This window comes from Candidatus Binatia bacterium, from assembly GCA_029248525.1.
Lineage (GTDB): Bacteria > Desulfobacterota > Binatia > UBA12015 > UBA12015 > UBA12015.
On the sequence record JAQWJE010000049.1, the window covers coordinates 781,961 to 806,054 of the forward strand.

A 24,094-nucleotide genomic window follows, 5' to 3' on the forward strand; every position below is an offset into this window, starting at 1 on the left:
CTGCTCGCGTGGATTCAACAATCCCCGGTGGGGTCCGGCGGCGCAGGTCTGCGTCCGGCCTCCAATTCTTCCGGGGAGATCCAGCGACTGCCGGATCGGAAACCCCAATCTTGTTGGCGTTTGCCCACCAGCACCAGCGACCATGCACCGGTGCACTGGGAAATTCGATGTGCGTGCTCCGGGGAAAACCGCCGCAGGTGTGGCGCCTTGAATTGGCGGGTCTCCTTCCGGCCTTCGGGATAGAAAACTTCTTCCTGATAGGACCCACGAAAGAGAAAGCTCAGGAAGATCCGTGGGTGGTTATGTGGCTCTTCCGGGTCGTCGAGACGAAAGTGATGCAAATAGAGCCTTCGATCGCCCACTTTCCCGAGCACCCACCGGTCGAGGTAAGTCACACCGCTGCGACCGATTGCTTCATAAATGAAGATTCGATCCAGCCATCTTGCCGCCCAAGCCATCCCCTCAATTCCCCCGACGGCGATGCAAGCGGTTTTTCCTCTCGTGAGCAAGTCGCTAGGCAGCAGCGCCCTCGGAGCGGAGTTCCTCGTCTGCCGTCTCCTCGGTCGCGTCGGGCGACGAAAAGACCAGAGCATCGTCGGTAAGCTTCCCGTAGCGGACCATGAAAATATCACGCAGGTAGTTCTGGTAGGATTTCCATGGCTCGCGAGATCCCTGTTTCGGGAAATCCTTGATCGATCGCTGAATGTAGCCGGAAGTCAGCGGGAGCATATCTTCGTCCTCGATAACGCTTCCATCCGTGCGGGGGCAGACCTGCTTGTAGTCGTGATCGCGCATATAGTTGAGCATTTTTGCGACGTATTCACAGGTCAGGTCGCACTTCAGGGTCCACGAGGCGTTGGTATAGCCCACTGTCATGGCAAGATTGGGCAACCCGCTGAACATCACGCCTTTGTAGGTCAGGCAATCCGAGAGCTTGATTTCCTCACCGTCCACTTTGACCTGCAGGCCGGCGAGGAAGAGCAAATTCAGGCCGGTGGCTGTGACCACCACGTCGGCGTCGAGGTCCTTGCCGGACTGCAATCGCAATCCGGTCTCGGTGAACCGGTCGATCTTGTCGGTCAGAATCGAGGCCTCACCCGATTTGATGGCATTGAACAGATCGCCATCGGGGACCATGCACATCCGTTGGTCCCAGGGGTTGTAGCTCGGGGTGAAGTCTCGCTTGATGTCGTGACCTTCGCCAAGATTTTCGCGGACCTGTTGCAGAAGCTTTTTCTTGATTGCCGCGGGATAGCGACGGCAGAGGCGAAAGATGACCGAGAACGAGAGGATGTTCTTCCATCGCGTGAGCGCATAGGCGATTTTTTCCGGAAGCTTGCTGCGTAGGTAGTTGGCAGTGGCATCCTCGGACGGCATCGACACGATATAAGTTGGAGAGCGCTGCAGCATGGTCACGTGCGCCGCGGTCTTCGCCATTTCCGGAACCAGAGTGACCGCGGTTGCGCCGCTTCCGATGACGACCACCTTTTTGTTGGCGTAGTCGATATCGTCAGTCCATTTTTGAGGGTGAACAATCCGGCCACCAAAATCCGCGATTCCCTCAAACTCCGGCGTATAGCCCTGATCGTAGTTGTAGTAGCCGCTGCACATAAAGAGGAAGTTGGCCGTGAGCTCGACCTTCTCGCCGCTTTCGGTTCGCTCGGCTTCGACGGTCCAGCGCGCATCGGGCGTGGACCAGGATGCGCTGACAACTTTCAGGCCGTAGCGAATTTTCTTGTCGATGCCATTCTCTCGCGCGGTATCCTGAACGTATTCCCGAATCGAAGTACCATCGGCGATCGCTTTCGGGCTCCGCCACGGGCGGAAGCTGTAACCCAGAGTATGCATATCCGAATCCGATCGAATACCGGGGTATCGAAACAGATCCCAGGTGCCGCCGATCGCTTCCCGACGTTCGAGAATCGCATAGCTGCGATCGGGAGATTCGTTCTGGAGATGATAGCCGGCGGCAATCCCCGAGAGGCCGGCACCGACGATCAGAACATCGAGATGATCATTCTTCATGGATAAACTCTAGCGAATCCGACATGGGAGGAAAGGTCTCTTTTGGTGGCGGACAGCCTACCGGGCTGATCGGTAGAAATCCCGTTTTGCCGGTCGAATTGCCTGCCTTCACCGCTCCGGCTAGGTTGGGCGCGAGATGGTGGAATCTATAAATTCCTCCCGGAAACACGCGGCTGGACGTTTCCACGGAGCGGTCGAGGCTCTGGTTGTCGTCTTCCTTTATGCTGTGGCCGTTCCCTGGGTTTTGCGTCCCTGGTTTTTGGCCCCCGACCTCCTGCCGGCATGGGAAGGCCCCTACGCGACCATGACTCATGCGGATCTTTTCCTGAATATCTGGATTTTGGGCTGGGTGGCGCACGCCGCGCTTGTGGACCCGACAATGATTTTTTCCGGGAATATCTTTCATCCCGCTCCCGGCGCGATTCTCGGTTCCGAAAATATGCTGGCCCATGTCCCCTGGACCGCTCCGGTTCTCGCGTTCGGTGGAAGCGCTTTGCTGATGTTCAAAACTTACCTCCTGGAGTCTTTCGCGCTGAGTGGTCTCGGGATGTTCCTCTACGTGCGCTACCATACGAAAAATCCCGCGGCGGCCTTCTTCGCCGGGGCTGCGTATACCTTCACCGTCTTTCGCACGGACACGCTGGCGCAGCCCCAATATCTGGGGACGGCCTTTCTCCCTCTCGCTCTTCTTTCGATTGATCTCTGGCTGGCCTCCGGTCGTTGGCGCTGGGCGATCGGTCTCGGCCTGAGCCTGGCGGCGCAAGCCTATGCTTGCGTCTATATCGGGTTTTTCACGCTCATTTTGACGCCGATCTATGCTCTGGTTCGCCTCCTTGAGGGGGGGCGTCCACGATGGCAGGAGGTGCTGGGTTTATTAGGTGGTGGAGGGGTCGCCGTGCTTCTTCTTTTGCCTCTGGCGGCACCCTATCTCGAGGCTCGCAGCCTCGGCATGATCCCGATTCGAGATCCGGCAGTTGTGCGGGTCGGGTCGTGGACATTATCCGGGTATGCCACGGCCGCCTTTTTGAATTGGGTCGGATTCCTTCCCGTTGCCCTCGCCGTTTACGGGTGGTTGCTCCGACTCGCCCCGGCGCGCGATATGGATCTGCGGTTCCGCGCCGCTCTGCCGGTGCGCGCCCTGGGCGTCTTTGTCGTGGTCGGGCTCTGGCTGGGACTCGGGCCGGTCATCGAGCTTCCGGGAGGCATGGAAGTTCCCGGGCTCTATGCCGCATTCGAGTGGGTGATTCCGGGATTCTCCTCGATGCGTGTGCCGATTCGATTTGCGGCGGCGGTGGCGGCGGGGTTGTCGGCGCTGGCCGGTTTCACGGTCGCGGAGATTTTCCGAACCTGGCGGCCGAGTCGGCAGTTGGTGGGAGGTATGGCGCTCGCGGTTGTCTGCGTGTTGGGGGCGTCGCGTGAGCCTCGGGCGACGATGGTGGCCGGATTCCAACCCGGGGCGGATGCCGCCTATGATTTCCTCGCGGCGCAGGAGGGTGGTCGGGCGCTGCTGGAGCTCCCCGGACCGACCCGTCTGATCGGCGACCTTGGCGCCAACCTCCGCAACAGTCGCTATATGATGAACAGTACGCGCCATTGGCGACCACTGCTCAACGGCTACACAGCCTACCCGCCGCCAGCCGCCGCGGTCTTCTATCCGGCGATCCTGAATCTACCGAATCCCGAGGCTTTGCAGCGTCTTGTGGATTTGACGGGTGTTGGCTGGATTTTGTTGCATCGCGACGATTTGTCGCCCAAGGAAGCTCCCCGGTGGGAGGGCCCGGTTCCTTCGGAGTTGGCGCTGGTCGGGACCTTTGGCTCTGACGAACTCTATCGGATTGATTTAACCCCACAGCAGGATTGGCAGGAACGGTTGGCTCGGAAGCCCGCCGCGGAAGCTCGAACCTTCACGGGCATCGCGATTGAGCCCATCACTCCCGAATGCCGACCCTTGTCTCTGGAAATCATGGAAGCGCCGGATCGATTCTCCCGTCTGCCTGTGGGCGTGCGGATGGGTGTTCTGGTCCGGAACGGGTCGTCCTGCGATCTGCCGGCATTGGCCGCGCTGCCAGAGGGCCTGGTCGGGATTACGTATCGTTGGCGACGCGCCGACAGCGGCACTTGGGGGGTGGCGGAACCCATGTCCCGCCTCCTCGACGATATTCCGGCAGGGGAAAATGTCCTCGTCCCGATTGCGGTATCACCGCCGGCGGCAGTGACGGGATCCTGGGAATTGGAGATCCAGTTAATCCAGCAAGGGCAGGACCAACCGTTGGCCACAGCCCGTCGGCTCTTTCCGATTGGACCGGTCCCGGGTGCGCGCTTCTGAACGCGAGCAGGTCTCTGGAGACGCAAGGAGCATATTTTCAGAGTGTCGGCGCGGCGACGTCCTTGAAATGAACCTGGATCCCGGTCGCGAGACTCTGGAACAAGGCCTCTCGCTCTGCAGCGTTCTCCTCGAGTTCGAGAGTCACGCCGAACTTATGTTCCTCGGCCATTTGCCGCGCTTTGCCCAGAGCGCCGGCACCATACATCTGCATGGCGTCCGAGACACCGGGAACCCACTGGCGGGCACTGCCCACGGCAAAGCTGCCGGCGCGAAATGCACTCAGGAAGGGATCGGGAAGCAGGCTCTCGGATGTCTGGAACCACTCTCCGCCGGAGAGGTGGAGGAACGTATTTCGGACAACGCTGTCGGGGAGAGCACCCGTCTGCATGAGTTGAGCAACGGTACCCACGACGATATCCAGAAAGGTTTCGCCGAAAAGGTCCGGGAATGCCTGGTGTGCGACCAGCGCACTCCAGAGGTCACGCTCTTCTTCGATCGACTCGGTGAGCAGGACATCCTCGATGCCGAGCAAGTAGCCGACGTAGCGCCATAGGTGATGATGGGCATCGATATCCTCGCGGGATAGCGGCACGCCGAGGCGGCTCATCGAGCGCAGATTCAGGTAATCAAAAAGCCCAAGAGTCATCGCGAGCATCGTCTGGTCCAGAGGTTCGCCGACGTAAGCTTCGGTGAATCCGGGGCTGCGCTTGATCCAGGAGCGGATCGATCCGTGCAACAGGCGCACTCGTACCGCAGTTTCAAAGCCCAGATTTCCTGGCTCCAGCCCACCGGGCGCCAGGATCGCTCCGATGAAAGAGCCGGTCTCCTGAATTCGCCGAGCCGGGTTGCTGCCGAGACGGCCGGTCGAGTTGGTGACCAGCGTCGCTCTTCCAAAGACCGCTCCGGAAAAAAGGCTATGCATCAACGAAATCCCGTAATGATGCGAGAAGCTGAGAGCCACGCTTTGGCCTTTTTCGATCAACTCCGGTCGAAACCAGTCCGGTCGGTGCTCGGCCCGCTCAAAGAACGCCACCGCTCGCGATTCGCCATCCTGCGCGAGTTTGCGGAGGTTCTGCAGCTGTGACCCGTCGGGGTCGTATTTCTCTTCCTGCAGCGCGACCGTCGCTTCGTCGGCTTCGGGATCGCCACGAAACATTAGTTCGTCGAGGAGTTCGCGAGTGAAACGCCCACTGTAGCGAGCGCGGCTGGGGGGAATAATTTTGTACAGGTTTTTCATCGAAAATTTTCCGGAGATCTCAATCTATCAGAGCCCGGAGGAAGGGGAAGTCCGGTGCTGGCATTTGCGTCCGCGGAACTCGATACTGGATTCAGAGAAATTGACGATATGGGCACTCGAACACGAACACGACCGGATACCTCCCGAAAACCGGGTCGAATTACACCGGAAGGGAAGCGCCTGCTCGAGGAGCGGGCGGAGGAGTTGCGCGCCGAGAGCCGGGTGATGGCCGAAAATGTACGGATCGCAGCCGCCGAGGGTGATCGCTCCGAGAACGCAGAGTATATCTACGGGAAAATGAAACTCGGTCAGATTCACCAGAAGATGCGCTTTCTGGGGAACCGCCTCGAAGTCCTGGAGACGGTCCCGCAGCCTGCACCGGATGATGGGCGAGTTCATTTCGGGTGTTGGGTCGAGATCGAGGATGACGACGACGAAAGTCATTCTTTTCGCATTGTCGGCCCCGACGAGACCGACCGCGGCGAAAATTACGTGAGCACGGATTCTCCGATGGCGCAGGCTCTTCTGGGTAAATCCCTGGACGATGAGGTCTTGATCAAGCGCCCGATCGGCGACCTTGATGCGGTCATCGTGGGGATTTTTGTTCGAGACCCCAACCACACCCTCCCCTAGAGTTTGACGAACGCCCCTTGTCGTGAGACGCGCCACTGTAGATGTCGGATTCGCGGCGTCGAAAGGGGCGTGAAATGGAATCGCAAAGAGATCCGAATATCAGTCGTCTATTCTTCCTGAGCTCGTTGGCACTTTTTACCGCCGGGCTTAGTTTCTCTTTGCGGGGGGCAATCGCCGGCGGCATCGATGCCGAAATTCTCAGTCAGGTGGATGCGGCGAATTCAGGTCGACTCACCGCGGAGGTCCTGGGGATCGCTTTCAGCGGGTTTGCCTTCACGCTCTTTTTCGGGAGCGTTTTCCTCGAACGGATCGGGATGGGCCGCTCCCTCTTTCTTGCCGGCTTGAGCCTTTTTTCCGGAACCGCATTGGTGGTTTTCTCCGACCGTTGGGGTACGGCCGACGAGGCGTATCAGCTTCTTCGGATCGGTTATCTCTTCTCCGGGTTTGGTTGGGGCTTTGTCGAGGCGGCCTCCAATCCCTTGGTCGCCGCACTCTATCCCGAAGAAAAAACGCATCGGCTGAATGTCCTGCATGCGTGGTGGCCCGCTGGTGTCATGATCGGCGGCATTATCGGGGCACTCCCCCTGGATCTGGGTTGGCGCACGCAGTTCGGGTTCGTCATGCTGCCGGCGTTGGTGACCATGGCCCTTTGCTGGCGTCCGACGTTTCCCGAGACCGAACGTGCAGCGGGCGGAGTGTCCTGGGGAGAGATGTGGATGGAGATCCCGCGACGGCCGATGTTTCTTGTCTTCTTCTTCTGCATGTTTTTGACGGCGGGTTCGGAACTTGCTCCCGGCCAATGGATCGATTTCACCTTGACGCGGACTGTCGGGATGCGCGGGATCTGGCTTCTCGTTTACGTCAGCGGGATGATGTTTGTCTTTCGCCATTTCGCGGGGACCTTCGTTCATCGCCTCGGCTCCCCCATTGCTCTATTGTGGGGCTCCTCGGTTCTGGCGGGCCTCGGGTTGCTTCTTCTCGCGAGGGCTCGTGATCCCTGGTCGGGGCTTTTGGCGGCGACTGTCTGGGGACTTGGTGTCTGCTTTCTTTGGCCCACGATGCTCGCGACTGTTTCCGAGCGCTTTCCCCGCGGTGGCGAACTCTTTATCGGCCTTTTGGGTGTGGCCGGCGCATTGGCCATTCAGTTTGTTCTGCCCATGCTGGGGAGCATCTTTGACGCGGAGAAGATTCGTTTGGCCGGAAGTGTCGAGGCCCTCGCAGAATTAGGCCCGGTGGCGCAGCAGGGGATCCTCTCTCAGGCAGCCCAAACATCTTTCGAAACGAACGCTTTATTGCCCGCTGTTCTGGTCCTGATTTTTGGCTTGATCTGGCTCCGTGACCGCCGTGAGGGTGGCTACCGCGCCGAGAGGCTGGACGAGTAGCAGGGGCTTCAGGCGGGCCGAATGGACGGAGCCGAGCGTCGTTGCTCGGATCCGCGCAACCAGGCGGCGAGGGAGAAGTTGTCCTGACGAACATGCAAGGCCCACGCGTCCTTTTCCAGCAGCGAAAGAATCGTTTCCAGATGTTCGTAGAATCCCAGCTGGGCTCTCATGCGCTCGTAAGCGAGCCGGTCGTCCGCGGATAAGCCTGATCGAAGCGCCTCTGCCCCGACACGGTCGCGGGCGATTTCCTGATGCCGACGAAATTCATCGAGAGCCTTTTCGGCATCGCTGGAACGTTCGCCGGGTTGCTCGACCTGTCGCGCGAATGATTCCAGTAACGCCGGCAGAGTGCGTCCCAGTGCCTCGACCGCCTCGCGTCCCTCGAGAGCCGGATTCGAGTGTCGTTGGTAGGCGAGTCGATTCCAGAGCAGCGAGAGGAGAATCCGCTGCAGGCCACGCACTCGGTCGATGACGCGTCGCAGGTTCTCGGTCTCGCGGGCTGCGCCGGCTCGGTCCGAGTCGAACCAGTCTTCGTAGCAGGACTCGGAGAGCAGGCGGTAGCTGAAGGCAATTCGTCGATAGATCTCGTAGCGGAATTTTTGAATGACGACTTCTTCCGATCGAGGATCCCGATCGCGCAGGCCGATTCGAGACGCTTGCGCCATGACACGGAGAGTTTCGGCGACATTGTCCAGGGACCAGACCCGTGCTCGGATTTCACCGAAGAAGGCATAGACAGCCGCGATGCAAAAGATTCCCAGAGATACGCCAAGCATTCGATCGAGCCACGGCACGAGGTCGATGGACGGTCCATGCGTCGGCATCAGGCACAAGGCGGCCGCATAGGATAATTGCAGGCCCGCATAGGAGATTCGGGAACTGCCGGCCTGCACCCAGGCACCGATTCCAAAAACAACACTGGTGACGATCAGAAAGGCCGGCAACGACTCAATATTCGGAATGACAGCAAGGATTGCCACAAGAGCCAGCAGTCCCCCGGCTACAACACCGGCAAACCGGAGGGCCGATTTCTGAATGATGGCTCCGTAATTATCGAGCGAGACAAGGATCGCCGTGACGACCGCCGTGATGCCGCCCGGCCAGTCGATCGCGTTGATGTAGATGTAGGCGATCATTGCGGCCAACGTTGCCTTGGTCGCGGCGATCGCATCTTGTGGGTTGAATCTTTTTTCTTCGGGAAATAACGGGTCCGCGGCGGTGGGTCGACTCGATGTGGCTCCGAAGGGCTCCTGCCGAATCTGGTCGGCAGGCTTGCGAAGGAAGTTGGTGGCGCCTGGAATGGCATCCAATCCTTCGGCGGCGCTGGTTGCCGCGGAAAGAATGGAAGCGCGGGCCAGATCATGTGGATTCGTATCCGATGTCAGGCCGCCGCCCTGAGTGGAGGCCATCCATTGCCGGAATCGATCAGCAAGGGGCATCAGGCCGTCGAGTTCGGCGTGCCAGTGGCGCCCCTCAATCGCCGCCGCATATTGCGAACAGCGATCCTGCGCGGCTTCGACCGCATGGCGCCCCATGTCCGGCAATTCGGTGGCGACTCCCTCGACGGCAAGGGCGCTGCTGGCGCGGGAAATCTGTTGCGTTGCTATGGCGACCTGATTGATATCGCCAATCAGCTCGATGATCATGTCATGATGGACACGGAACTGCCGTTGATCGTGCTCGGCATTTTGCATCCATGTGGTCCAGGTAGCCAGCGAGTTCATGACGCGCTCTTCGCTTTCGGCGAGAATTGCAGGATCCGTGAGTACCTCCGATGCCGGTCGCAGGGACTGGTCGAGTCGCTCACGCGAATTTCTGAGACTTTGCGCCAGGTGCTGGCGAAGAAGGTTCTCGGGCTTTTCCGGCCAAAGGAATGCCTGACAAAGAGTACCGATGAGGTTTCCTGTGCCGATATTGAGAAACCGCCAGAGGGCGGTGTCGATTCCCTCGGCCGCGTTGGTATCCACTCCGCCGATGGCGAGGATCATCGTCATACTGCCCAGAATCGGAATATAGGGAGCTGCTGATGTCCGACTCAGGTAGATCCCGTAGCCGAGGCCGAGAGCGAAAAATGGAACCAGGATCCATGGTTGCTGCGGAAATGTGATGGCGAGACCGATGGCGAAACCGCCACCGAGAAGAGTGCCCGCAGACCGTTGCAGGGCCCGGGCGATGGAGGCCCCGGCATCGGGCTGCGAAACGATCAAGATCGTAATAATCAGCCATGATCCCTGAGGTATCTGGAGGGTCATGACCAGTGTCGTGGCGATGGCACAGGCAATCACGACCCGTGAGGTCGCCCGCCAGCGAGCCGGCGAAGGTGCCAGCTCCAGTCGGAGGAATGCTGCGAGCCTTTCAAACACCTGGCGGAGGCTAGCCTGATCGAGATTGCCAGGAAAGAGTGCCACAGTTTTTATGGTCGGCTTGTGATATCCGGGATTATCGACGAATCTTGTGAAGATCCGGAGGAACAGCATGGACTTGAAAATTCTTGAAGAGGAGTGCGAGTGGCAAGCCCGCGATGTGGCCGATGAATCCAGCTGGACCGAAGTTTTCGATCGGGATGAGCTGGAGGAACTTGATGCAGCGCTGCGCCACGCATTGGAGGTTTCCTCGGATGTCCTCGAGGTCGAGAGGGAGGATTTCCCGCTGCCCGGACTTGCGCCTCGTTTGCAGCAAATCGAGGACCAGCTGATCTCGGGTCGTGGCTTTGTGCGACTCCGGGGAATCGATCGAGCCCGCTACGATCAGCAGGAGATGGAATTACTCTACTGGGGTATTGGCATGCACCTTGGCCGACCCTGGCCGCAGAATCACAAGGGGCATCTCCTTGGCGATGTTGTCGATCAGGGCAAGGATGTAAACGATCCGAATGTTCGGGGAAACGAGATCGGGGGCATGGCGCTGCCCTTCCATTGCGATGGCTCGGATTTGGTGGGGCTGATGTGTCTGCAAGCAGGCGCGTCTGGTGGTCTGTCGATGATTGCAAATTCGGTGGCCATTCATAACCGGCTTGTCCGAGAGCGGCCTGAATTGGCCGAGGCGCTCTATCAGCCCCAGCCGAACGATTTCCGCGGGGAGCAACGCGCGGGCGAGAAGGGGTGGTACGAAATCCCTGTCTTTACGGAATGGGAGGGCCGGCTGTTTTGCCGCTGCATCCCGCCGTATATTCTTGCCTCGCAGCGCCACGCAGACGCGCCAAGGCTGTCTCCGGAGGCGCGTGAGGGTCTCGAGTTTCTGGTGGCGATGGCGGACGGGCCCGAGGGCCATGTCGCGATGGAGCTACGCCCCGGCGATATGCAGTTCATCAATAATTATCATGTTCTGCACGGACGGTCGGGCTATACTGACCGAGCTGGAGGCGGGGCGACCCGGCACCTGAAAAGGCTCTGGTTGGAGACCCGAGTATTGAAAAGCCGTCCGGTCTGGTTCCACAACCATGCCGGCGATCACTGGGGGCGGAAACGAACCGCCAGCCGACTTCGCACCGAATAGGCGCTCCTCGAAGTTTCAATTATTCCGGCAGGTAGGTCTGGAACATATCACCGAGTTCGGTCGGCTTGCGTTCGGGCACGTCGTACCAGGTTCGGATCGTCACGGAGCCGTCTTCTTCGAAGCGGAAGGTCTCGATGCTTTTGCCGATGAAGGTCTTGTCATCGGTCGTAATCTGATTCTCGAGCACCCACGCCAACTCGTTGCCGTTCACAAAGATAATATCGTTGTGATGCTTGAAACGAACGCGCGCGTTGAAAAGATTCCACGGTTCCTTGGCGCAGGCGTCGAACCCGTGCTTTTCGGGCGTGCCGACCGGATCGAGCATGCGGAAGTCGCCGGGTGCGACCTGACGCCAGTTTTCAGTCCACGCCTCGAGGTCGTGCTTGTTCCAGAGCTCGACGTACTTCGCGGCGAAATTCATCAGGGCAGCTTTATCCGGTATCGGCATGCGCCCTCTCTATCCAAAATCTGAGCAGTGGTCGATCCGCTTTGGCAATTTCACTGGACCTGCGCCTGTCGCCGGCGTAGGAATGCAAGCGCATGAAAATCGGATTTATTGGTACAGGCGTCATGGGCAAGTCGATGGCGGGACATCTGCTGGCAGCAGGCCACGACCTCACGGTGCATACCCGAACCCGGGAGAAAGCAGCGGATTTGCTGGGGCAGGGCGCAAAATGGGCAGATTCGGCGGCGGAGGCGGCCCTCGACAGTGATGTGGCAATCTCGATGGTGGGCTTCCCGGCGGATGTCGAGGAGATCCATCTGGGCCCCCACGGCACGCTCTCGAGTTCGAATCCCCCGTCGCTTCTGATCGATATGACCACCAGCACGCCGTCGCTCGCGCGAAGCCTGGCGACGGAAGCCGCCGCGAGGGGCATTTCTGCGATCGATGCGCCGGTTTCAGGAGGCGACAAAGGTGCTCGCGAAGCCAGCCTTTCGATTATGGTCGGCGGCTCATGGGAAGCGGTCGATCGAGCGATGCCGCTATTTGAAATCATGGGGCGAACCATCGTTTTCATGGGTGATGCCGGCGCGGGTCAGCATACCAAGATGGCCAATCAGATCCTCGTCTCGTCGTCGATGGTGGGTGCGTGTGAGGCGATTCTTTATGCCGAGGCTGCCGGGTTGGACCCGCGCAAAATGGTCGAGGCCGTCAGTCAGGGCGCTGCCGCCACCTGGACCATTCAGAATCTCGCACCACGGATGCTGGACGGAGATTTCGAGCCGGGGTTTTTCGTCGAACATTTCGTGAAAGATTTGGGGATCGCGCTCGCGGAGTCTGCAAATCTCGGACTCGACCTTCCCGGGCTGGCCGGCGCGGCCCGGCTGTACCGGCTTCTGGAATCCAGAGGCCTTGGGCGCAAGGGAACTCAGGCGCTCTTGCTGCTCTACCGGGAGGGTGGCGTGGCAGCCACGGAGAGCCTCTAGTCCATCAGGTGGGAGTCGCGCCGGGATCGAGAAGCTGTTCCCGAAGAAACGCGAGCACGCGATCGAGGGCGGCTCGGGTTGGTTCCCCTTCTTCGTCAATCAGGTCCGTGGTAAGCACGCTATGCGCGGGCTTGTTGCCCGCGGGATTGCCGCTCTCGGCGGGGAGCTCGATTCCCTCAAAGGCGCTTCCCAATTCCGTGCGTAGCGTTTCGAAACGCTCGGGAGGGCAAAGCGGGTCGCCCTGAAACCGCAGTCCGAGAACCTGGAGTCCGTCTTTGCTGGTGCGCTCCTTCAGTCGTTGCAGTTGGTCGGGGGAGAGATGCAGGCCGCGCCGCCGCGCCTGACCCACCGAGAAGGGCAGCGAGGGCTGTGAAAGGACGGGCGCTCTCAGAATTTCGTCCATGGCCAGAGTCAGCGCGAAGTTCCCGGTAAGGCACATGCCGACCGCACCCACGCCATGCCCTCCGATTTCCTGATGGATATATCGTGCCAGCGCTCGGAGCCACTCCGTGATCGGGCTGGACTCATTGGCGGCGAGCACGCGGAATTCCCGCCTGATGCAGGCGCGAGCGAATTGCTGTCCGAGGTAGGGGAAAGACATCGGGCGGCCCGGGGTGCCGAAGAGGGTTGGCATGAAGACGCTGAATCCCGCGTCGGCAAGGCGACTCCCGAAGGCCGCAACCTGGGGCGTGATTCCGGGAATCTCATGCATCACCAGAACGCCCGGGCCTTCACCGCGCCGGTATACATCCCGTTGGACGCCTGCGTGAGTAAAATTGGTACGCGAAAATTCGGCCAGATCACTCATGAAGTTCTCCGGAGCATGAAGGCCTCGATCCTGTCATGACTCGTCTATCCAGGCGCTCAGGTCGCGCTCGGGTAGGGGGAAGACGACTTGATCCTCCTCCGATTCCGCCGGGGCGGTGCGAGAGAAGGAACCATAATGCCGCTCGATAAAGCGCCATCCCGGGTTTTCGTCACGAACAAACCGGTCATGGTAGACACCGTAGGCATCGGTGCGCTGGCCCGTCGCGCGCTCGACGCGCAGCTCATGGATATACATCCGGGCGACCGCGCGATTCTCCGAACTTCGAATCTCGAAGACGGTGTTCAGAACGACAAACTGAAAGAAACTGAACCGCTCGACGGACTCGCCTATGAAGGTGCCGACGGCCTTTGGGCCAATGAATTGGGCGGATCGATCTCCCAGCGATAGGTCGAGCGTACAATCGGGATGGAAGATTTCGCCGAGCTCGGGCCATGCCCGTCGTGTCACGATATCCGCATAGCGATTCTGCAGCCGCCGCAGAGCGATGTAGTCGATCGTTTCCTCTTCGGGGGTAGATTCCATGGGGTCGGACTATAGCCCGGAACCGACAATGCGCGAAAGCTGTCCCGGATGTTAAGCTGTTTCGATGCTTTCAAACATCGAGAACGCTCTGGAAGCCCGCTCGTCTTTTTTGGCTTCCCTTGAGGACACCGACTGCGTGCGGCTTTTCCATGGAGCGGCCGAGGGCCAGCCCGGTCTGGCGATAGATCGGTATGGTTCCGTGCTCCTCTTGCAGACCTGGCGAGATCCTTTGACGGAGCTGGAAATCGAGAAAATTCACCAATGTGTCGAGGCGGCTCTGGGTGAAGACCTGATCACGGTCTGGAATCATCGAGGCAAGGAAAAAGGCAAGCCGCGCGAGATTTTCCCGGTACCGGACCTGCCGGCTCGGGTAGTCGGCACGGAACATGGTCTCCGTTTTGACGTGCATCCGCGACACAAGGTGGGCGATCCTCTTCTTTTTCTCGATTCGCGAGTCGCGCGCAGGCGAATCCGGGAAGCGGCGTCCGGCAAGACGGTTTTGAATCTTTTTTCCTATACCTGCAGCGCGGGTGTGGCTGCGATCGCGGGCGGCGCGACCGCGGCGTGGAACGTTGATTTTGCGCGGACCGCGCTGGAAGTCGGTGCCGGGAACGCCCGACTCAACGATATTCAGGTGGACGGTGGAGCAGCGAATCCGACGGCCTGGCGAAATATCCACGAGGATGTTTTTCCGGTGATTCGACAATATGCCGGGATGAGAATTCAGGATCATCGCGGCGGGAGAAAATTACGTTACAAGAGCCGCAAGCCACGGCAATTTGATATCGTTGTGCTCGATCCCCCGCGTTGGTCGCGCTCAGCCTTCGGTGCAGTGGATGTGGTGCGAGACTACCCGACCCTCTTCAAACCAGCCCTGTTGGCAACCTCGCCCGGCGGGCATTTGCTGTGCACGAATCATGTCGCACAAGTCGACTTTGATGATTGGACGGACGTGTTGCGTCGTTCTGCGGCCAAGGCCGGTCGACCGATTCAGAGTCTGGAACGCCTGCAGCCCGACGTCGACGTCCCCAGCTTTGACGGCAACCACCCGCTGAAGATTGCGTGGATTGGTATCTGAACCCGAGCTGCAGTTTCAGGCGAGCAGCTGGGTGAGAACCTTGATGCTCATGCCGATGAGGCAGAGCGTCCCGAATCCCCAGAGAAGGGCACGGGCCGGTTGCATGCCGCGAGCATAAGCAATTGTGTGCAAGACTCTCGAGCCCGTGAATCCCCAGAAGTAGAGCGTCGCTCCGAAAGCCGAGGCTCCTAGCAGCACGTACACAAGCCCGATCGCAAAAAAGAGCGGGATGCTCTCCATATCGTTGCGATGGATTCGGAGCGCACGAGCAACCCCCGCATTTTCGACCTCGGATGCCTCGACACCTTCGTCAGCGAACGCCGTGTCTTCGGGGTTGGTGTAGCCACTCGATGTTCGACGTTGGATTGCCGTATAAAAGCTCACGCCCAGCATTTTCAGGACGAGAATCGCGGTGCAGACAGCGAAGGTTCGAAAAGCGGGATCTCCGAGAAAAGGTTCCATGCGCGTCGGCTACCGCGAATGGAACGCGCTTTCAAATTCGAGCCCCAAGGAAGCCTCCAGATCTCGCATGGGGGCATGCTCCAGCTTGCTCCTTGTCGTCTGCGTGCCTCCCGATTTCGGCTTTGAATAGGACGGTCCGCCCATCGTCGTTAGGGGAAATTCAGCAGTCAAATCGTGCCATATACGTCAGGCACCAGTGGGCTATTTTCGGCTTTTTGTCGAGATTCCCGGAGATATTTAGATGAGAAGATCTTTTGCAATGGCAGCAGCATTTTGTCTGGCGTGGGCGCCTTCGGTTCATGCCCTGACGTTGATCAATGAAACGGGTGCCAGTCTCCAGATTACGGATCCTGCGGCCACCTCGACGGTAGAGATCTCTCCCGAAAGTCTGTTCGAGGTCCCTGAGCCCTGGGGTGATGATCGACACAAATGGTTCAGCCTTTCTTCGGCGATGGACCCTCAACCTTGCGAGGCGTTTCGCAGTCGCTGGGGATCCATCAAGATGCCCGCTTTCTTTGTAGGCGTCGCCATTCGATCGGACGGCACCTGCGTTGCGCTCGATGACTTGCCCGAGCCGCCAGTGAATCCCGAGCCACCGGTCAACCCGGAGCCGCCTGTGGATCCCGAGCCACCGGTCAACCCGGAGCCGCCTGTGGATCCTGAAACTCCGGTCGCTCAGGAAATGCCGCCCCGGGGCAACGGCACATGGGTTTACGATGCACTCTTCAGCGAGGGGCCGGCGGGCCCGCCCTTCACGAGAGCGGGGCTCTGGCTTCCCGAGCTACGCGGTTTCAATGCACTCGCCTCGAAGGAGCATCGGCTGAATCAGGTCTTCTCCTACGGCGGCGATCTCGAGATGGAATGTCTTGGCTACGATGATTGCAGCCGTGAGAAAATGCATGTCTATTACTACCCGCCCTCATCCGCGCATCGCTCGAGGTCCTTTGAGGAAGTTGGGACCAGCGGGTTTCAGTCGTCGCAAGTCTACCGGGATCTGGACTCCGAGACGCTGGTGATTCCAGTATTTGACGGTCGATTCGACGGGGATGGATATCTCAAACAATTCCATACCCTAAATGAAGCTCAGGCGCGGACCTACGCCGATACGTTTGCGAATACCGTCTGTGCCGACGGAAGTGTTGCGGGCGTGCAGTTGGATCTGGAGCCTTTCGACCTGAACGTCGCGGCTCAGGCACATTTTTACGATCAGGTAGCGCTGAATCTGGCCGGCCAGAACGAGGCGCGAGAAGCGATCGTCCCCTGTGTTACGGAGCGTTTTCCGGCGGGCCGATTTTTCTCCGTGTTCACCTTCGCGAAGGCAATGACGCCACAGTTGGGTGAGATGTTTACCCGTTACGGGAACGGTTACCTGGTGCTGTCGTTGTACGATCTGGGCTCGAAGCCTGCAGGGGTGGCGAACACGCCTGAAGAGTATCGGCGGTTGGTGGAGGCCGAACTGGCGACCGTGATGCGCAATGCGGATGGCGCCTACGATGTCGGCTTCCAGTTGGCGATCCCGGGAGCGGCATCCACGAAGGAATTTGAGTCCTATAGTGGTGCGGTTTCGGGCTATGCGCAGCGGGAATACGTAGCGGCCGCTCTGGATGCGATTGACGCGAGCGGGATTCGTGAAGACGAGAGATTTCTCGGGATTGCGATCTGGGGATTCAGCCGCTTCATGGCGTATCCGCCGCATAGCAATCAGACCTTTGAGCCGGCTTCTCCAACCCTCGATGTCCAGGCGTTGCTGGCGGAACGGATGTGATCGAGAGGATGGGCACCGAGCTACCAGCTCAGGTGCCCATCGCCTCGATCCACCGACGAAGGTCGTCGCCTTCGTGGGCAAAAGTGCCGATATAGGTGTCCGGTCGCACCAGTACCGCATGTCCGGGTTGGATGCCTAGTGTCCGCGCAAGCTGGCCTTCTGGTTGGATTTCGACCGGGACGATCGGGCAGGCCTGCTCGTTGCCGCCAAGGCGGGAAGACCATTCCTCACGTTTCGGCCCCGCGATGAGAAGCGTGGCGCCTGGGTGTCGGAGCTTCTCGTAGATCGGTTTCCCTGCTTCCGACAAGTCGGGAAGCCGATCGCCGGGCTGCAGTCCGGCGGAACCCTGTATCCCCTGTGCCAGCGAAGTCCCTCGGTAATGGATATCGGTTTCGGAAAGGAAGGGTCGTAGTCGAGGAGCGACCCAGTCCCTTCGCAGAAGGTGACGCAGCAGGAAGGATCGGATTCGTTGCAGAATCGGGCTCCGCAGCATCGCCAGACGAATCATTCTGGAGGAATTCTCGACGACTCTGGCGCCGATGGGGTGACGTTCTTCGTGGTAGGTGTCGAGCAGTCTTGGGTGCGCGCCGCCACGAGCAACCAGAGCGAGTTTCCAAGCCAGATTGACGGCATCCTGAATTCCCGTGTTCATGCCCTGGCCGCCGGCCGGGCTGTGGACATGGGCTGCATCTCCCGCAAGCAGGATTCTGTCGTGACGGTAGTTGTCGACGATGCGTTCGTTGATGAAAAACTCACTCAACCAAAAACTCTCCTGAATGGTCCACCCAGTCGAGGTGCGGGTGTCGAGCAAGTTCTGGAGTTCAGCCTCGGTGGGAGGGCCGGTGGAGGCTTCCGGCCGGGGAGTTCCGCTGTCGACGATGATCCGCCAGCGACGGTGCCCCGCGGGGAAGAGGGCGACGATTCCATCGCGGGAAAGGCAGGCCCGAATAAATTGAGGATCAAAATCCTGATCGATAGAGAAGTCGCCGAGGATCCAGCGGCGATCGACGGAAGCGCCCGGGAAGTCGAGGTGGAGTCCGTGGCGGACTCGCGAATGCGCACCATCGGTTCCGATCATCCAGGGGAAGCGCGCCTCGGAATCCCCTTCCGCCTCTGAGTGAATCTGGCAGGTGATACCGTCCGCATCGGGACGAAATTCACCCAGTGAAGTGTTGCGCTCGACCTCGACGCCCTGTTCGCGGAGCCGTTCGATCAGGGTGGCCTCGGTCGCGGATTGCGGAAGAAGCAAGCCGGTCGGGATCGGCGAACTCGGTTCGTTCAGGACGATTCTGCCGATGGTTTCTTCAGCCGTCTGGAGGATGGCCCCCTGCAGGATCTGGGCATCCTCATGTTGCTGGAACCGTTCATGGGGAAGGCTGCTGTCGAGGGTCTCCAGTGTCCGTTGCCAGACGACGAGAGCCTTCGATAAGGAAGTCGGTCCCGCTTGCGCATCGATGATGCGCACCTCGCATCCATGCCAGAGAAGCCGGTGGGCTGCGGCGAGCCCTACCGGCCCTGCACCCACTACAAGAATTGGTTCCATCGTTGGCATTGCCAGGCTCTGTCCTTTGCAACCGGTTCGCGTTGCGATCACAGCGGCTTTCAAGAGAGACATTTCTAGTCTCGCGGAGGCACCTCGAGGTGTTGCTTTGAAGCATCGACATAGCGAGCGAGGATGCCCAGCCATTCGGATGTTTCCATAATCTGGAGAATCGAGGAGTTGACGTCGCGGCGCAATGGGCTGTGACGCGGGAACCCGAAGGCATAGAATCCGGGATCAAAAGTTTGCGGCAAGATCGAGAGTTCTCCCGTCCCGTCTCTTTTGACGCCATAGGCCAAAACGGGTTCGTCGTTCACGAAAGTGTCGATTTTACCGGCCTTCACGGCGTCGAGGCCTGCCTCGGTATTCGGGAAAGTGGAATAGAGAATGAAGTTCTGACGCAGATATTCCGCCCCGGTAGAACCGGCAAGTGCTCCTACGCGGACCCGCGAAAGGTCGGCCGGACCCTGAATCCGCGGTGTAAGCTGCGTCACGGTCAGGGCGGATGCCATTGCTCCGGTCAACCCGGCAAGGGCAAACAGGGAGATGAACATCCATACCAGTGCGAGACCTCGCCCCAATGGTGTGATGGGTGATTTGTCGCCGTAGCCAACGGTGGTCATGGTGACCGCTGACCACCAGAAGCCGGCACCGATTCCGTCAGCTGCCGAGCCTCCAAATTGCGCCGGGTTTCGTCGATGCTCGGCTGCCCAGATCAGAACTCCGGTGACGAGCAGAATCAGGAAGAGAAGTCCGGCCGAACGCAGAAAGGATTTGGAAAAAAGCCGATTCAGAAACTCCCACCAGCCGCCCGATTCGCCGGACTTTACGGCCATCGCGAGGCCGGTGCCAAAGAAAGGATACGAGAACTCGATGATTTGGTTGCGCTGGGCGGTCATTCCGATAGCGGCTACGGCGATCTGGACTTTATCTTGGCGAGTCGACTCGATCAATTTCTCGAGTTCGAGTTCGTGGATCTCGAATTCGAGATTCAGATCTTCGGCGATCGCACGCCATAGGTCGATGCTGATCCCGGTCCAGGTCCCATCGGGAAGCTGGAAGGAAAAGGGCGGGGCGTTCTTGGTCCCGATGCGCAGCTTTTTCGCTTTGCTGTCGGGCTTGGCACTTGTGGCCGCGTCGGTCGTGCCGGAAGCTGGGGGCTCCGGTGCCGCCACTAGATTGGCTGGCGCGAGCAGCAGTGCGAGGGAGAGCAGGGCCACTCCATGGAGAATTCTTTTTATCGGATGGTTCAATTCAAATCCTGTTCGACCGGTGCGGGGCTGCTTTGGCGCAGAGAGAGGGTCAGCATCAGTGTTGCGAGAGCGACCATGGCGAGGTTGAGCCGGGCGCCCGGAGGCGTCTGGAGGGTCTCCAGGGGTTTCCATAGGCCGATGCCAATCCGTCCAAGATACTCGATGAGCATCCCCAGGTACATCAGCGGGACCAGTGCCCGATAGCGCAGCAACACGACCAGATAGAGCAGCCCGACCAGCAGTTGCGATAGTCCCCAGAGCGCAAAGATGGTGATCACCGCGCCGGCGGCCGCCGGCGTGTAGCTATCGAGCGGGATGGTGGCGATGGACTGGGCGCCCCCATCCGCGCGAAAGATATGAATCAGGCTGCGGGCAATTGTCACCCCGACCAGCGGGATAAAGGCCAGGAGGGCAAGCTTGTGCCCCTCGTACCGATTGCTCACCTCGCGGGGCAGGAGAAGATTCAACATGGCGGAAGTCTAGGAGATTATGATCATGGGGGCCAACGTTGTCGCCTCGCGTACGGTTTCTGCCTCGAGCATGCTCTTCCCTGATGGCACCGAATTGGCGAGGCTGTAGAGCCAGCGCATGTCCCGAAAAGAGATTTCTTTTTCCGCCAGTGGAGGTACGCAGCTTCGCGGAGTCCTCTACCTTCCCGAACAGGACACGCCGTGCGCCGGGGTTGTCATGGCGCACGGGTTTTCCGCGGTAAAGGAAATGTGTCTCCCGGACCTTGCCGAATTTCTCTCGGTCTCGGGCCTGGCTGTTCTGCTTTATGATCATCGGAATCTGGGGGAGAGCGGGGGAGATCCGCGTCAGGAGATCAATCCGTGGGCACAGACCATCGATTATCAGCACGCATTGGCGTGGATGGCGGCTCATCCGCAGGTCGATTCTGGGCGACTGGCGGTTTATGGCAGGAGTTTCAGCGGGGGCGAGGTTTTGGTGCTTGGCTCGGTGGATGCCACGATTCGCGCGGTGGTTGCCAATGCTCCTCTCGCGGGAATGCCCGGCACAGACTATCGCGATACCGCCCATGCCTGGACCAAGATTCGGGATGCCCTGGCCGCTCCGGGTCCGGAGGCGCTGTCCAGAAGCGCTCAGGCACCGCCGATGGAATTGGCTGTGGTTGACGATCCCGAGGGATCGACTCGTCCCGCCTTCCTTCCTCAGGAAGAAGCAGCCGCCTGGTTCCTCCGGCATGGTGGTTCCGTCAAATCGACCTGGCGGAATGAAGTGACGCTAGCCAATGCTTTTGACTGTGACCCTCCGTTTGATCCGGGCCAGTGCATCGCTCATTTGCAGGCTCCTCTGCTGATGGTCGTGGCTACCGAAGACCGGCTTGCCCTGACCTCTGTGGCGCTCGATGCATTTGCGCGAGCCCCCGAGCCCAAACAATTGGAAATGGTCAGCGGCGACCATTTTGTGGCTTACGAGGGCGTAGCGTTCACGCAGGTCGCCACCGTGGTTCGGGATTTCCTGCACCGGCATCTAGCGGCCGAGTAGCGCACCGACCAAGCCCCGAGGGATACCGGCCATGCCTTCGCGGGCGGTCAGCACTTAGCGGACGATGAGTCCGCGCTTCTTGGGCTGCGAGTTGGCTCCGAAGCGATCGAAGGCCGTCGCGTAGAGCATGTATTTCCCCCGGGGGAATTCATACGTCACGGTTGCCTCGGCACCCGGCGGGCGTCGCGCTTGAAAGACCATCTCGTCGCGAATCAGATCGATCGCGTAAAAGTCTATATGGACCAGCGCATCCTCGTTGTCCCCCGAGCGGGTAGCATCGATCATCACGGTGTAGCTTTCAGTGCCCTTGTTGAGAATTTTTTTCTGCAGAGCGACTTTTGGCACCGGGTTTTGCAGGGCGCTGCAGGCGCCGAATTGAGCTTCCAGAACCCCCTGGTCGATCGCGCTGATAATCTGGTCGTGGTCGAAGTCGGCCGCCGATACCCAATTCGAGTCTGTCGGCGTGCTGCCGAGGGCATTCTCGAGGAGGTTACGGTCCAGCTGATCGACGATCGTGTCCCCGTTGAAGTCAGCGGTGCACCCGGGAAGCGTCTGGGTCACAGACTTTTTGCGGAGCGTGCGGTTGGCTGTGGCGGATTGCTCGATGCGGATGGGTTCGGTGGCGAAGACGTCCCTCTTGCAAGCCTCGAAAAAGGGGCGCACCAGAGTGTTATCGGCTGCCTGGTTCCAGACGCAATCGCCGGTCACTTTCAGAAAGCGACAATTCTCGAAAGTATTGTTGCTCGAATGGTCGCTGATGCGAAGGGTGCCCACGAACTGGTCATAGTCGAATGTATTATTATCGTTGTCGTTTTCCAGCCAATGCTTTTCAGCCTCGCCCCAGAAATTATGGCTGAAGGAATTTTCGTCCGAATCGCGCATCTCCAACCCTTGGCGCCCGCCGGTGCTATGGTTGCCCCGGATCTCGTTGCGATCGGCACCGATGATGTAGACCTGTTCAAATCCGTTGTCGATGAAGGTGTTGTTTTCGATGAGGCTGTTGGTGGATGCGGTGAGGTGGAGCCCTTCGTTCCCATTGTTCTGGACCAGGTTGTCCCGCATGGTGACTCGCAGGGAGTTGGCGATATCGACCCCGTAGCCAGTTCCGTTGGCGTCGGGATCGAACCAACCATTATCCTCGGCAATATTGCTTTCGAGGAGAATATCGTTCGAATTCGCCACGTAGATCCCCCACCAGAAACCGCGCACGGTGCAATTGCGAACGGTGGAGTTCTCGCTGGGCCTCGTGGCTGAGCCAACCTTGATGCCGAAAGCTTCCTTGGCCCTGTCCTGAGGTCCGGTGATCGAGTAACCGGCACAATCGAGCGTCACATCCGAATTGATCCGCAGGCCGATCAATTCGGCCGAGGGGTTGGCAGGGTCACGGGTGCAAGGGCCCAGATCCTCGGTCATGGTGTAGTTCTCGACCACACGATCCCCGCAGGCGCATGGGATCTCGCCCCCGCACTCGGCTTGAGCCATCCGCCCGGCAAAGGACGGATTCGCGAGCAGCAGGAGGATCGGAATCAAAAGGACGCTGGTCCATGACAGAGTTTGGTGACATCGAGCAGTCATGGAATTGACTCTAAAGGAGTTCCGAAAGGAGTGGAAGCCGCAGCGGCGAGTTGCGTCCGAGTGCGCTGGTGGGTTTTAATTCCAGTAAAAACAAGCTTTTATAGGGATAGGTGGTTTGGCTTGGCACTTGTCATGCCCCAAGGCAGGGCAACCGCAGGGGCATCGGCTCAGTCCAGAGAGCGCCAGCAATACCAGGAGCCGATCGAGGCATAAGGGTGCCAGAGGGCCGCGATGGCCTCCATCTCGGGTGGTGAGGGCCGCTCGGCGAGTCCATAGAGTTGTTGCATCGCATTCTGGACGCCCAAATCGCCGCAAGGCAGAATATCGGTTCTTCCGAGAACGAAAATCAGAAACATTTGAGCGGTCCAGACTCCGATTCCCTTCACGCAGGTCAAGGTCTCGATGACTCGGGCATCGGAAAGGTGGCCGAGGCGCGAAAGCTGGATGCGTCCGTCGGCGGTCCGATCGCAAAGGTCGCGGATATAGCGAAGTTTCTGGGGACTCACCCCGGCACCCCGGATCTCCTCGTCGGTCAACCCCGCGAGTGCTTCCGGGCAGATTCGCCCGCCGGCGGCTGCCGCCAGGCGTCGGCCAATCGTGGCTGCGGCCTGCGTCGAGACTTGTTGGGATAGAATCGATTGCGCGAGCGAGGCAAAGCGATCCCGGCGCACCCGCAGGGTGCACGGGCCGATCTTTCCGATGACCTCTGCCAAAGTGGGGTCCACGCGCCTTAGATGACGGGCGCCCTCGGCGCATATCTGACGATCGATAGGCATGGCATCGTTTTGACCGATCCGGCGCTCTCTGGCGAGCCGTCATGGTCTTGCTCCGTTGCCCCGGCCGGATCGAGGTCCGCCGAGGATCCCTCTGTGGATAGTTTTCCTCAATGCTGATTTACCGTGTTGATAGATTTCCGTGGTTTTCCCACAGGATTTCCACAGGAGGGAAGATTTCTCGCGCCCCGCAACCATGCCCGGCCGCTGCGGGCCTTTTAGGCTTCGTGGCGGGGCCGCTCCCCTTGGGCTAAAGCCAGCCTGC

Annotated in this window: 21 protein-coding genes; 8 read left to right on the plus strand and 13 right to left on the minus strand. The window is 59.6% G+C overall.

What is annotated here, in order from left to right; genetic code table 11:
- Window positions 1–14: 14 nt before the first annotated feature.
- Both P8K07_15970 and P8K07_15975 read right to left on the minus strand, forming a co-directional pair.
- Window positions 15–458: a hypothetical protein gene (locus P8K07_15970; GenBank protein ID MDG1960022.1), complete on the minus strand. Its 444-nt coding sequence runs from the start codon at window positions 456–458 to the stop codon at window positions 15–17.
- A gap of 55 nt (window positions 459–513) precedes the next feature.
- The gene (locus P8K07_15975) at window positions 514–2,025 is read right to left on the minus strand and encodes an NAD(P)/FAD-dependent oxidoreductase (protein MDG1960023.1); all 1,512 of its coding nucleotides are present in this window, start codon (window positions 2,023–2,025) and stop codon (window positions 514–516) included.
- A 136-nt stretch (window positions 2,026–2,161) separates the two neighbouring features.
- Here P8K07_15975 and P8K07_15980 point away from each other — a divergent pair, with 136 nt between their 5' ends.
- Window positions 2,162–4,351 carry a hypothetical protein gene (locus P8K07_15980; GenBank protein MDG1960024.1) on the plus strand — a complete coding sequence of 730 codons (2,190 nt, stop codon included), beginning with the start codon at window positions 2,162–2,164 and terminating at the stop codon, window positions 4,349–4,351.
- A 37-nt stretch (window positions 4,352–4,388) separates the two neighbouring features.
- On the opposite strand, the gene P8K07_15985 is transcribed toward P8K07_15980, so the two are convergent.
- Window positions 4,389–5,588: an oxygenase MpaB family protein gene (locus tag P8K07_15985; protein ID MDG1960025.1), complete on the minus strand. Its 1,200-nt coding sequence runs from the start codon at window positions 5,586–5,588 to the stop codon at window positions 4,389–4,391.
- A gap of 54 nt (window positions 5,589–5,642) precedes the next feature.
- Here P8K07_15985 and P8K07_15990 point away from each other — a divergent pair, with 54 nt between their 5' ends.
- Together P8K07_15990 and P8K07_15995 are read left to right on the plus strand one after the other, a co-directional pair.
- A complete protein-coding gene (locus P8K07_15990; GenBank protein MDG1960026.1) occupies window positions 5,643–6,221 on the plus strand; it encodes a GreA/GreB family elongation factor in 579 nt (192 codons plus the stop codon).
- 74 nt (window positions 6,222–6,295) lie between these two features.
- Window positions 6,296–7,603, plus strand: coding sequence for an MFS transporter (locus P8K07_15995; GenBank protein MDG1960027.1), 1,308 nt, complete (start codon window positions 6,296–6,298; stop codon window positions 7,601–7,603).
- A gap of 8 nt (window positions 7,604–7,611) precedes the next feature.
- Here the strand turns inward: P8K07_15995 and P8K07_16000 are convergent, their stop codons facing one another.
- The gene (locus tag P8K07_16000) at window positions 7,612–9,966 is read right to left on the minus strand and encodes an FUSC family protein (GenBank protein ID MDG1960028.1); all 2,355 of its coding nucleotides are present in this window, start codon (window positions 9,964–9,966) and stop codon (window positions 7,612–7,614) included.
- A 112-nt stretch (window positions 9,967–10,078) separates the two neighbouring features.
- On the opposite strand from P8K07_16000, the gene P8K07_16005 reads away from it, so the two are divergent.
- On the plus strand, window positions 10,079–11,098 hold the full coding sequence (locus P8K07_16005) for a TauD/TfdA family dioxygenase (protein ID MDG1960029.1): 1,020 nt from the start codon (window positions 10,079–10,081) through the stop codon (window positions 11,096–11,098).
- Window positions 11,099–11,117: 19 nt separating this feature from the next.
- Here P8K07_16005 and P8K07_16010 read toward each other — a convergent pair whose 3' ends face one another.
- Entirely contained in the window at window positions 11,118–11,546 is a 429-nt protein-coding gene (locus P8K07_16010) for a nuclear transport factor 2 family protein (GenBank protein ID MDG1960030.1), read from the minus strand.
- Window positions 11,547–11,638: 92 nt separating this feature from the next.
- Between P8K07_16010 and P8K07_16015 the strand changes: the two genes are divergently transcribed.
- Window positions 11,639–12,526 (plus strand): NAD(P)-dependent oxidoreductase, encoded by an 888-nt coding sequence (locus P8K07_16015; protein ID MDG1960031.1) that lies wholly within the window; start codon window positions 11,639–11,641, stop codon window positions 12,524–12,526.
- A gap of 4 nt (window positions 12,527–12,530) precedes the next feature.
- Here the strand turns inward: P8K07_16015 and P8K07_16020 are convergent, their stop codons facing one another.
- Window positions 12,531–13,334 (minus strand): dienelactone hydrolase family protein, encoded by an 804-nt coding sequence (locus P8K07_16020; protein ID MDG1960032.1) that lies wholly within the window; start codon window positions 13,332–13,334, stop codon window positions 12,531–12,533.
- Between the two features lie 33 nt (window positions 13,335–13,367).
- A complete protein-coding gene (locus P8K07_16025; protein ID MDG1960033.1) occupies window positions 13,368–13,877 on the minus strand; it encodes a nuclear transport factor 2 family protein in 510 nt (169 codons plus the stop codon).
- 64 nt (window positions 13,878–13,941) lie between these two features.
- On the opposite strand from P8K07_16025, the gene P8K07_16030 reads away from it, so the two are divergent.
- Entirely contained in the window at window positions 13,942–14,955 is a 1,014-nt protein-coding gene (locus P8K07_16030; GenBank protein MDG1960034.1) for a class I SAM-dependent methyltransferase, read from the plus strand.
- Window positions 14,956–14,970: 15 nt separating this feature from the next.
- Here the strand turns inward: P8K07_16030 and P8K07_16035 are convergent, their stop codons facing one another.
- Window positions 14,971–15,417: an MAPEG family protein gene (locus P8K07_16035; protein MDG1960035.1), complete on the minus strand. Its 447-nt coding sequence runs from the start codon at window positions 15,415–15,417 to the stop codon at window positions 14,971–14,973.
- A 259-nt stretch (window positions 15,418–15,676) separates the two neighbouring features.
- Between P8K07_16035 and P8K07_16040 the strand changes: the two genes are divergently transcribed.
- Window positions 15,677–17,182, plus strand: a complete 1,506-nt coding sequence (locus P8K07_16040; protein MDG1960036.1) for a hypothetical protein — start codon at window positions 15,677–15,679, stop codon at window positions 17,180–17,182.
- Window positions 17,183–17,210: 28 nt separating this feature from the next.
- On the opposite strand, the gene P8K07_16045 is transcribed toward P8K07_16040, so the two are convergent.
- The 3 genes from P8K07_16045 to P8K07_16055 all read right to left on the minus strand — a co-directional run bounded on the left by P8K07_16045 (window position 17,211) and on the right by P8K07_16055 (window position 20,445).
- On the minus strand, window positions 17,211–18,734 hold the full coding sequence (locus P8K07_16045) for an FAD-dependent monooxygenase (protein MDG1960037.1): 1,524 nt from the start codon (window positions 18,732–18,734) through the stop codon (window positions 17,211–17,213).
- Window positions 18,735–18,799: 65 nt separating this feature from the next.
- On the minus strand, window positions 18,800–19,975 hold the full coding sequence (locus tag P8K07_16050) for a transporter substrate-binding domain-containing protein (GenBank protein ID MDG1960038.1): 1,176 nt from the start codon (window positions 19,973–19,975) through the stop codon (window positions 18,800–18,802).
- Window positions 19,972–20,445, minus strand: coding sequence for a hypothetical protein (locus P8K07_16055; GenBank protein MDG1960039.1), 474 nt, complete (start codon window positions 20,443–20,445; stop codon window positions 19,972–19,974). Before P8K07_16055 ends, P8K07_16050 begins: the two co-directional genes overlap by 4 nt.
- 118 nt (window positions 20,446–20,563) lie before the next feature.
- Here P8K07_16055 and P8K07_16060 point away from each other — a divergent pair, with 118 nt between their 5' ends.
- Window positions 20,564–21,481, plus strand: coding sequence for an alpha/beta fold hydrolase (locus P8K07_16060; GenBank protein ID MDG1960040.1), 918 nt, complete (start codon window positions 20,564–20,566; stop codon window positions 21,479–21,481).
- Between the two features lie 54 nt (window positions 21,482–21,535).
- Here the strand turns inward: P8K07_16060 and P8K07_16065 are convergent, their stop codons facing one another.
- Both P8K07_16065 and P8K07_16070 read right to left on the minus strand, forming a co-directional pair.
- Entirely contained in the window at window positions 21,536–23,056 is a 1,521-nt protein-coding gene (locus tag P8K07_16065; protein MDG1960041.1) for a right-handed parallel beta-helix repeat-containing protein, read from the minus strand.
- A 167-nt stretch (window positions 23,057–23,223) separates the two neighbouring features.
- Window positions 23,224–23,832 carry a DNA-3-methyladenine glycosylase gene (locus P8K07_16070; protein MDG1960042.1) on the minus strand — a complete coding sequence of 203 codons (609 nt, stop codon included), beginning with the start codon at window positions 23,830–23,832 and terminating at the stop codon, window positions 23,224–23,226.
- Between the last annotated feature and the right edge of the window lie 262 nt (window positions 23,833–24,094).